General features: G+C 35.9%; 9 protein-coding genes. 1 reads left to right on the plus strand and 8 read right to left on the minus strand.

What is annotated here, in order from left to right:
- Positions 1-85 precede the first annotated feature (85 nt).
- From carA to ALGA_RS20675, 8 genes are all read right to left on the minus strand, one after another.
- Complete coding sequence (gene carA, locus ALGA_RS20640) at positions 86-1,174, minus strand: glutamine-hydrolyzing carbamoyl-phosphate synthase small subunit (RefSeq protein WP_096432532.1); 1,089 nt, start codon at positions 1,172-1,174, stop codon at positions 86-88.
- A gap of 44 nt (positions 1,175-1,218) precedes the next feature.
- The gene (argH, locus tag ALGA_RS20645) at positions 1,219-2,556 is read right to left on the minus strand and encodes an argininosuccinate lyase (RefSeq protein ID WP_231706006.1); all 1,338 of its coding nucleotides are present in this window, start codon (positions 2,554-2,556) and stop codon (positions 1,219-1,221) included.
- A 78-nt stretch (positions 2,557-2,634) separates the two neighbouring features.
- Positions 2,635-3,699: a M20/M25/M40 family metallo-hydrolase gene (locus ALGA_RS20650; protein WP_096432536.1), complete on the minus strand. Its 1,065-nt coding sequence runs from the start codon at positions 3,697-3,699 to the stop codon at positions 2,635-2,637.
- Between the two features lie 9 nt (positions 3,700-3,708).
- Positions 3,709-4,488 carry an acetylglutamate kinase gene (gene argB / locus ALGA_RS20655; RefSeq protein WP_096432538.1) on the minus strand — a complete coding sequence of 260 codons (780 nt, stop codon included), beginning with the start codon at positions 4,486-4,488 and terminating at the stop codon, positions 3,709-3,711.
- Positions 4,485-5,618 (minus strand): aspartate aminotransferase family protein, encoded by a 1,134-nt coding sequence (locus ALGA_RS20660; RefSeq protein ID WP_096433799.1) that lies wholly within the window; start codon positions 5,616-5,618, stop codon positions 4,485-4,487. Before ALGA_RS20660 ends, argB begins: the two co-directional genes overlap by 4 nt.
- Before the next feature lie 10 nt (positions 5,619-5,628).
- Positions 5,629-6,594 (minus strand): N-acetyl-gamma-glutamyl-phosphate reductase, encoded by a 966-nt coding sequence (gene argC, locus ALGA_RS20665; protein WP_096432540.1) that lies wholly within the window; start codon positions 6,592-6,594, stop codon positions 5,629-5,631.
- 1 nt (position 6,595) lies between these two features.
- A complete protein-coding gene (locus ALGA_RS20670; RefSeq protein ID WP_096432542.1) occupies positions 6,596-7,795 on the minus strand; it encodes an argininosuccinate synthase in 1,200 nt (399 codons plus the stop codon).
- A gap of 70 nt (positions 7,796-7,865) precedes the next feature.
- Positions 7,866-8,435, minus strand: a complete 570-nt coding sequence (locus ALGA_RS20675) for a GNAT family N-acetyltransferase (RefSeq protein WP_096432544.1) — start codon at positions 8,433-8,435, stop codon at positions 7,866-7,868.
- 972 nt (positions 8,436-9,407) lie between these two features.
- Here ALGA_RS20675 and ALGA_RS20685 point away from each other — a divergent pair.
- Complete coding sequence (locus ALGA_RS20685; protein ID WP_096432548.1) at positions 9,408-9,683, plus strand: hypothetical protein; 276 nt, start codon at positions 9,408-9,410, stop codon at positions 9,681-9,683.
- Positions 9,684-9,840: the final 157 nt, after the last annotated feature.

Here is a 9,840-nt window from a genome sequence, read left to right on the forward strand (position 1 = left end):
TTGATAATTGTTTTTTCTTAAAAACACCCCTCTGTTCTTCGGGCATCTCCCCTGAAAGGGAGAATAAGTACAAATGGGACTTTTTTTAACTTTTACCTTTATAATCTTCCATCATTTTAATGAAATCATCGAACAAAAATTCGGTATCTGTTGGACCACTGGAAGCTTCCGGGTGAAACTGAGATGCGAAAAATGGTTTATCTGTGTGCTTTAATCCTTCACATGTGCCATCATTAGCATTAACGAACAATGGTTCCCACTCTTTTGGTAAAGTATCCATGTTAATGGCATACCCATGATTCTGAGATGTGATAAAACAACGCTTGCTTCCTTTTAATACTACTGGTTGATTGTGACTGCGGTGTCCGTACTTCAATTTATAAGTATCAGCTCCTGCAGCAAGAGCCATTAATTGTGTTCCCAAGCAAATACCCATAATTGGCGTATCCTGACCAAAAACAGTTTTCAAATTGGCTATGGCTTTCACATTTTGTTTTGGATCTCCAGGACCATTTGAGATGAACAATCCATCGTATTCCTCTTGGGTAAAATCATAATCGTGCGGAACTCTGATTACTGTAGTATCTCTTTTTAACAAACAACGAATAATATTGTTTTTCACACCACAATCCAATAGCAACACCTTGTGCTTTCCATTTCCGTAAACAATTTTCTCTGATGTACTTACCTGTGCAACTAGATTCTCAAGATTAGGATCTTTCCATTCAGGTTCTACATCTTCAAAAATAATTTTAGCAAGCATACTGCCTTGCTCACGAAGTTTTTTTGTTAAGGCACGCGTATCTACACCATAAATCCCAGGGATTTTATGTTGTTTCATCCAATCTCCAAGGCTCAAACTTGCATTCCAATGACTAAACTCCTCGGTATAATCCGATACAATAAATGCTGATACTTGAATCTTTTCCGACTCATAAAAACGAAACAATTCATCTTCCTGCAGTGTACCCGGAACTCCATAATTACCAATCAACGGAAAGGTACTTACTAGAATCTGACCTCTGTACGAAGGATCAGTTAAACTCTCCGGATATCCTGTCATTGCAGTATTAAACACCATTTCTCCGGCAATAGATTCCTGGTACCCAAAGGATGTACCGATATATTCCGATCCATCCTGTAAAATTAATTTAGCTTTTGTCTCTTCTGACATAAAAGTTCTATAAAATGGTTAAATATTAATTTCTTTAAACTGATCTAAATTCTATTCAATAAGTTCATATAAGCTTCTTTGGTCTTGTTAAAATTAAAACCAACAAAAACGTCATTCATCTTACCAACAATTTTATCATTGCATAAATTCCCGATGCTTCCTTCGTGAACATGCTTCACTTTACCTTCGTATTTAAAATTCCCTTCTTCAACTATTTGTCCGATCTTTTTGTAAGCATCGCGGAATGGAACACCATCAAGTACCATTCGGTTTACCTCCTCCACAGTAAACATGTACTTATAACGCTCATCCTTCAAAACTTCTTTGTTAATTTTCACTTCAGTTAACATGATCCGCGTCATTTCCAAACAAGCAATCATCTTATCGAAAGCTGGCATAAAGAACTCTTTTGTAAGCTGATAATCTCTGTGATATCCTGAAGGAAGATTAGATGTAACAGCCTGAATTTGAGCTGGCAACATCTGTAGCGCATTTGCATGAGCTCGTATTAACTCAAAAACATCAGGATTCTTCTTATGTGGCATTATGCTGCTTCCTGTTGTTAACTCATCAGGAAAACTTAAGAAATTGAAATTTTGACTGTTATACAAACATGCATCCATTGCTAACTTAGCGATAGTCATTGCCATATTCGCTAATGCTGAAAGAACTGTAAACTCCATTTTACCACGTCCCATTTGAGCATAAACTACATTATAACTGAGATCTCTAAAACCTAGTAAATCAGTGGTCATTTGTCTGTTTAATGGAAATGATGAGCCATAACCAGCACCGGATCCTAATGGATTCTGATTAACCACTTTGTAAGCTGCCTGCAACACCATCATATCATCGGTCAAACTTTCCGCATAAGCGCCAAACCATAGGCCGAATGAGGATGGCATAGCCACCTGTAAGTGAGTATATCCAGGAATCAGTACATCCTTATTCTCATTACTCTTTGCAATTAGCTCATCAAAAAGTAATCTTCCTTCCCGAACAATTTCTTCAAGTTTATTTCTTGTAAATAATTTTAAATCCAAAAGAACCTGATCGTTCCGTGATCTTCCACTATGTATTTTTTTACCAATATCGCCTAAAGCTAAAGTCAATTGATATTCAACCTGAGAGTGAACATCTTCCGTGCCATCTTCTATAACAAAGGCATTGTTTTTTATCGAAGAATAAATATTTCGTAATTCTTCCTGAATCAATTTCAATTCTGTTTTCTCCAATAATCCGATGGATTCGAGCATTTCAATGTGCGCCAGAGATCCTAATACATCGAAGGGCGCAAGTTGTATATCTAAATCACGATCCATTCCAACAGTGAATTGTTCTATTTTCTTGTCAACTTTTACGCCTTTATCCCAAAGTTTCATAGTAATTCTCTTTAAAGTTAGTGGTTTGTGTATAGTATTGTTTAATCCGTTTTTTACTTCTTATTAACTCCTTTTAGTTCAGATTTTCAAACCGTTCAACAAGTTATAATATTTTTCGATTCCTTGTCCAATTTCGGCAACGTAGATAAACTCATCAGCAGTATGAGATCTGGCCGAATCTCCAGGACCTAATTTCAAGCTTGGAAATCCTTTCATAATGGCCTGATCTGAGGTCGTAGGAGAACCGTAATACTTCATGCCTAAACTCAAACCATTCTGAATAAGAGGATGTTCCAAAGGAATTCCTGAAGAGTTCATTCTAAACGATCGGGCAGTAACTTCACTTTCCAATTTCTCGTTAATAATTGCAAATGCCTTTTCGTTTGAGTAATGCTCATTCGTTCGAACATCAACGACAAATTTACATGATGATGGAATTACATTGTGCTGCTTTCCGGCCTTAATTTGTGTGACAGTCATTTTTACTGCTCCCAACATCTCCGATTCCAACGCAAATTTATAAGAGTGAAGCCATTCAATATCCTTCATGGCAATACTAATGGAATTAACACCTTCGTTACGTGCCGCATGTCCAGGAACGCCAATTGCATCACAATCCAATACCATTAATCCTTTTTCGGCAATGGCCATCTCCATAAGAGTTGGCTCTCCAACAATACCCACATCAATTCGTCCTATTTCATCTTGTATAAGCTCAAACCCGCCAGTTCCTGATATTTCCTCTTCTGCGGAAGCTACAAAAACACGGTTGTAAGCCTGATTCGTTCCTTCCAATGCAAGAAAGCTTGCGAAAAGAGAAACCAAACATCCACCAGCATCATTACTTCCCAATCCATATAGCTTGCCATCAGACACTTCAGGATTTAAAGGATTCTTGGTGTATTTTTCAGAAGGTTTTACTGTATCCAAATGAGAATTCATCAATAGAACTGGTTTTTTCTCATCAAAATCCTTATTAAATACCCAAACGTTATTTCCTTTACGGTGCACCTGATATCCAAAATCAATCAGTTTCTGCTCCATTAAATCGGCTACCTGCTTTTCTTCTTTGCTATACGACTGAATTGAAATCAATTGCTTAAGTGTACTTATAGCTATTTCGGTATACTTTTCTATATCCATATGAACAAACTAAGAATTAATAACTAATGTTCCCGAAGAATGATTTGTCTCCATCGAAACGAAATTTCCAATCACAACCTCTTCTACCCCTTTTGATAAAGCGTAAAATGCATTTTGAGTTTTTGGAAGCATTCCTGTATTGATCTTACCCGATTTCACCATATCGGAACATTTTTCTTTCGAAAGAACAGGCATTACACTGCTATCATCATCGGCGTTCATTAAAACTCCCAATTTTTCAAAACTGTATATTAATTTCACCTTATAAAAACGGCTCAATGCCACGGCCACTTCCGTTGCAACGGTATCTGCATTGGTATTGAGTAACTGCCCGTTGCCATCATGGGTAATTGGCGCAATAACCAAAACAGAATTGCATTCAATTTGTTTGCACAAAGCCAAGGTATTAACGGCTGTTACATCACCAACAAAACCATAATCAATCTCTGTATTACTTCTTTTCTCTGCTCTGATTAAGTCTAAATCGGCGCCACACATCCCCATCGCGTTTACACCACGAGCTTGCAGTGCAGCAACAATATTCTTATTAATTAGTCCGGCATAAACCATGGTTACCAACTTTAGATTCTCAGCATCAGTAATACGTCTTCCGTCAACCATTTTGGTTTTAACACCAAGTTTTCCAGCCAAATCCGAGGCAACTTTGCCTCCTCCATGAACCAAAACAATCTTGCCATTTAAGTTTGAAAAAGAATCCAAAAAATCATTTAGTTTTTTAGGTTCATCAATTACGTTACCGCCAATTTTAACTACTGTTAAATCTATCATACTAATACAATTTGGGTTAGTTTTTGAAATGCTTCAATGAATTGATCTACCTCCTTTTTTGTAATTGAAAGTGGTGGCAGTAAACGAAGCGTTGTACTACCAGATGATCCTGTGAAAATGCCATACTCCTCAAGAAGTTGCTTCCTGATTGCAGGCATATTTTCAAGATCAATACCAATCATTAATCCTTTCCCCCTTATTGCTTTAATTGCTTTATTATCTTTCAGTTTGGTGATTATATAATCACCTAATTTGTTTGCGTTTCCGATTAACTGCTCTTCTTCAATTATTTCTAAAACAGCCATGCCTGCTGCGCAGGCTAAATGATTTCCTCCAAAGGTTGTTCCTAACATCCCGCTCCAAGCTTTTATTTTGGGAGAGATAATTACACCTGCAATCGGGAATCCATTTCCCATTCCCTTAGCTGTGGTTATGATGTCTGCCTTAATGCCAGCATGTTGATGTGCAAAGAATTTTCCAGTTCTACCGTAGCCTGACTGGATCTCATCAAGAATAAGCATTGCTTTGTGAGTTTTACAGAGCCTTTCAGCAGATTTAAAGAACTCAACTGAAGGTTCAACAACTCCATTCACACCTTGTATTCCTTCAATGATAAGTGCAGCAACGTCATTTTCACCAAGAGCCTTTTCAAGAGCAGGAGTATCATTCATCTCGACAAAAACCACATCATGTTTTACGTTAAATTCGGATGATAATAAAGGATTATCGGTAATTGCTAAAACACCACTGCTTCTTCCATGAAAAGCTCCTTTAATCGCAACAATTTTTGATTTACCTGTGTGAAAAGAGGCCACTTTAAGAGCATTCTCATTGGCTTCAGCACCTGAGTTGCATAAGAATAGATTATAGGTATCATATCCAGAAAGCTTACCCAACTTGCAAGCTAACTTCTCTTGCATATCATTTTTTACGGCATTAGAATAAAAACCCAAACAATGAAGTTGCTGTTCCATTCTGAAAATGTAGTGCAAATGACTGTGTCCTATGGAAATCACTCCATGTCCACCATAAAAATCAAGATATTTATTTCCTTTGTCATCAGAAATGCTTGATCCTTTTCCGTTCACCAAATTTATATCGTAACAACTATATACGTCAAATAATTTCATTTCTCTTGTTTTAAAATCCAATCGGTTTTAAACCTAATCCTAGTATTTCCGGCATTCCAAATAATAAATTCATATTCTGAACTGCCTGCCCGGAGGCTCCTTTCAATAAATTATCAATAACTGAAATAATCATCAGCTTACGACCATGTTTTTCAAGATATAATACACATTTATTTGTATTTACAACCTGCTTTACATCGGGTGTTATGCTTGATATTGAAACGAATGGATGATTTTGATAATAAATTTTATACTTTTCAACTGCTTCCTCAAGAGTCCAATCACAATCGGTATATATTGTTGCCATTATTCCTCGGCTAAAGTTTCCTCTTACCGGAATAAAATTGATCTCTTTATCGAAATTGGGTTGAAGTTGTAAAACAGTTTCTGTGATCTCTTCCAAATGCTGATGAGTAAATGCCTTGTATACCGAAACATTATTGTTTTTCCAGCTAAAATGGGAAGTTGATGTTGGATTCTGACCTGCGCCAGTTGATCCTGTTATTGCATTAACATGAACCTCCTCCGTTAATTGATTTGCACTTGCTAAAGGCAATAATCCCAATTCAATACAAGTTGCAAAACATCCTGGGTTGGCAATTTTATCAGCTGTTACAATTTTATCTCTATTAATTTCAGGCAAGCCGTAAACAAATCCTTTATTATTTGTTCTTGGTCTGAAATCAGTACTTAAATCGATAATTTTCACAGTTTCCGGCAAATTATTCTCTTCCAAAAACAATTTAGTTTTCCCATGTCCCGAACAAATGAATAAAACATCAATAGCCTTATAATCTGCTTGGGAGAATACCAAATCAGTTTCATCCAGTAAATCCCTGTGAACATCTGATATTAGATGCCCCATATGACTGGTACTCTGCACGAAACTTATATTTGCTTGAGGATGCCAAATTAAAATCCGCAGCAATTCACCTGCTGTATAACCTGCTCCACCTATAATTCCTACATTCACCATCTTATTCCTGATTTATGGTGTAATAAATCTTCAAAGAATTGGCTAAAATATTAGTAAATCCTTTTGCATCATCTGCTGTCCATCCCTTACTGCTTTCGCCATACTGACCAAATAAATCAGTCATTAAGTCGTTTGGTGAAGTAATACCTTCAACAAAGAAATGCTTTGGATTTAAATTTAAAATAACTGTTCCAGTTACCTTCTTTTGAGTGTCAAGAAGGAAAGTCTCCATATTTCTCATTACCGGCTCTAAATACTGAGCTTCGTGCAACAACATTCCATAGAAATTGGCAATTTGCTCTTTCCAATGCATTTGCCATTTGGTAAGGGTGTGCTTTTCCAGAGTTTGATGAGCTTTAATAATCATTAAAGGTGCAGCAGCTTCGAACGCAACCCTTCCTTTTGTTCCAATAATTGTGTCACCAATGTGCATGTCTCGTCCAATACCAAACTGAGACCCAATTGCTTCAATTTTTTTAATTGCGTCAAGTGGATGCTGTGTTTTTTCTCCATTTACACTAACCAATTCTCCTTTTTCAAAACCAATTGTTAGTTTCTCCGATTCTGTTTTCACAACCTGCTTTGGATAAGCTTCTTCGGGTAGTGGTTGATCTGATGTTAATGTTTCTTTACCTCCGATACTAGTTCCCCATATTCCTGCATTAATGGAATATTTCATTTTTTCAAAATTGGCTGAAATACCATTTTCTTTCAAGTAATTGATCTCCGTTTCCCTGCTCAACTCCATATCTCTTGTTGGAGTAATAATTTCAGCATTTGGAGCCATTATTTTAAAAATTAAATCAAACCGAATCTGATCATTACCTGCACCGGTACTACCGTGTGCAATATAATCAGCACCAATGGAATGGGCATATTTAGCAATTGCCATGGCTTGAAATGCTCTTTCTGAGCTTACTGATAACGGATAAGTATTGTTCTTTAGAACATTTCCCATTATCATGTATTTAATGCATTTCTCGTAATATTCTTCGGTAATGTCCAGAGATGCATGTTGAACAACTCCCAGTTGCTTCGTTCTATTTTCTATATCGGCCAATTCTTCATCACTGAAACCACCTGTATTACCCAATACTGTGTACACATCCATGTTTAACTCCTTAGACAAATAAAGTGCACAGTATGTTGTATCTAAACCTCCGCTATATGCTAATACTACTTTTTTCTTAGTTGATGTCATTATATTGTTATTTGTAGATTTTCAAGATCTTGTTAATAAATTGATGAAATTGCTTTACGTTTCAGAATAATTATTTTTTATCCTTTTTATTGGGATCATAGAGCATACCTGTACACAAACACATTTTTTGATTGGTTCGCTGCAGTATGTCGTAATTCACACAACCGCTGCATCCTTTCCAAAATGTATCATCAGTAGTTAGCTCCGAAAAGGTAACTGGTCTATATCCTAATTCTGAATTGATTTTCATTACAGGAAGACTTGTGGTGAGTCCGAATATTTTGGCCTCAGGGTAACGTTTACGGGATAGTTCGAAAGCCTTAGCCTTAATCATCTTAGCTAAACCTATAGCTCTGTAATTCGGATCTACAATTAGCCCCGAATTAGCTACATACTTTCCATGCTCCCAGGTTTCTATATAACAAAAACCAATAACTTTATCCTGATCAAAGGCAATGATTGCCTTTCCTTCCTGAATTTTTTGTACAATGTACAAAGCTTCTCTTTTAGCAATTCCGGTACCGCGAATTTTCGCAGCACTTTCAATCATATCACAAATTTCCTGGGCATATTCGTAATGCCTCAAACCTGCAGAAATGACACTTATTTTTTGCTCAATTTCCATTGATGTATCTATCATTTTATTCTAGCTATTACTAAATTTCCCAAAAAAGTGCTACGGCAGTTAAGCACAACCACCTATTATTTAATTCTACAAAAAAGTCCGCTCTTGCTGTCTGGTTGTTGTTTTCCCGAAAACAGCGTCGTCTAAAGTCTAAGGAGTTGAAAAAATTCATGTTTTTACTTTTTAGTTTATACAAAAAAAGCTTCCCGTCCGAGAACAGTAAGCTTATTAATTTATGATATTTCGATTACAGAAATAGCAAGCTCATCCGTCCCTCCTGGGTAACAGTTACTACGCAAATGGCGTCGGCTTTCTGTATGGATAATTTGTTTCATTTAGTTCTGTAATAATAAAATTTCAAAAAAAAGGCTTACCGGTAAAAACGGTAAGCCTTTAAATATTGTTGTTAATCATTGATTACACGACAATACGACATCAACCGCTTTCCCTAAAGGAGATCTAAGTCGTCGTCGTCGTATGTTGTGAAATAAAATCATTTGTTCTGTTTTATACTATTATTTTGTTTTCAAAAAAAAGGCTTTCCGATATGGAAAGCTTGGAAAATAACTACGCCAATGCTTATACCTTATCGTTTGGATAATGATCTAATACAACGTCGTCGAATAATTTGTAAATTTCCCATGCTTCTTCTGTTTTGTTGGATACAAAGATAATCGCAAAAAAGAATAATATCCTAATAAAATTGCTTTTTTTTTCGTCACACATCCATTTATAACCTTTGCGGAAGAATTTTATGACATTTCGCCAAACCAAGCTATCTGTACCCCCCCCCTCCATCTATTTATTATTTGTTCTTTTATTAAATAAAGGCTCAACTTGAAAACCTAGCAAAAATCGGATCTGCCAACCTAAATTACAGCCTGTTATATATTTTTAACAGTTTAAAAACTTGTTTTTGAATAACCATTTATAAATTACCCCGTAAAATTGCATTAAGTATCAAAAATTAATAGAATTGAAAATATCATGGAGTTAAAAAAAATTGTTGGATTTGTGTTGTTGGGCTTAGCTGTTGTTACTTTCTTCCTTTATCTCTCTTTACCTTTCATTTTAGCCGGATCTAATAAAATCATTCTTCTTACGGCTTCCGTTTACCTTCTTAATAAAGTTTTCTTTTATTCTTCGATCTACATTTTGGGAAAACAATTTATTTTAAAAGTTGGTAAATACCTTCCTAAATGGATTGAAAAACGATTATTAAAAATTTTAAAAGTACAACCTGTTGTTGAAAAGAATAAATAAAATTCTGGATCACCCCCTCCTCTCCTAAACATAATTATTTTATTAGGTTTTTCTTGCTCCCATCGGAGACAGATTATCCTTTTTTGTTAAGGGTCTGTAAATCACGAAACCCTTCGCAATGACAAATATCATGTTTTTTTCACTTTTCAAACGTTTC

Origin of the sequence: Labilibaculum antarcticum, from assembly GCF_002356295.1 — a bacterium.
Classification (GTDB): Bacteria; Bacteroidota; Bacteroidia; order Bacteroidales; family Marinifilaceae; genus Labilibaculum; species Labilibaculum antarcticum.

Bases quoted from the DNA above. Each gene is read 5' to 3' on its own strand.
- carA (WP_096432532.1), bottom strand. From the start codon at position 1,174: ATGTCAGAAGAGACAAAAGCTAAATTAATTTTACAGGATGGATCGGAA.
- ALGA_RS20675 (WP_096432544.1), bottom strand. From the start codon at position 8,435: ATGATAGATACATCAATGGAAATTGAGCAAAAAATAAGTGTCATTTCT.
- ALGA_RS20650 (WP_096432536.1), bottom strand. From the start codon at position 3,699: ATGGATATAGAAAAGTATACCGAAATAGCTATAAGTACACTTAAGCAA.
- argC (WP_096432540.1), bottom strand. From the start codon at position 6,594: ATGGTGAATGTAGGAATTATAGGTGGAGCAGGTTATACAGCAGGTGAA.
- argH (WP_231706006.1), bottom strand. From the start codon at position 2,556: ATGAAACTTTGGGATAAAGGCGTAAAAGTTGACAAGAAAATAGAACAA.
- argB (WP_096432538.1), bottom strand. From the start codon at position 4,488: ATGATAGATTTAACAGTAGTTAAAATTGGCGGTAACGTAATTGATGAA.
- ALGA_RS20685 (WP_096432548.1), top strand. From the start codon at position 9,408: ATGGAGTTAAAAAAAATTGTTGGATTTGTGTTGTTGGGCTTAGCTGTT.
- ALGA_RS20670 (WP_096432542.1), bottom strand. From the start codon at position 7,795: ATGACATCAACTAAGAAAAAAGTAGTATTAGCATATAGCGGAGGTTTA.
- ALGA_RS20660 (WP_096433799.1), bottom strand. From the start codon at position 5,618: ATGAAATTATTTGACGTATATAGTTGTTACGATATAAATTTGGTGAAC.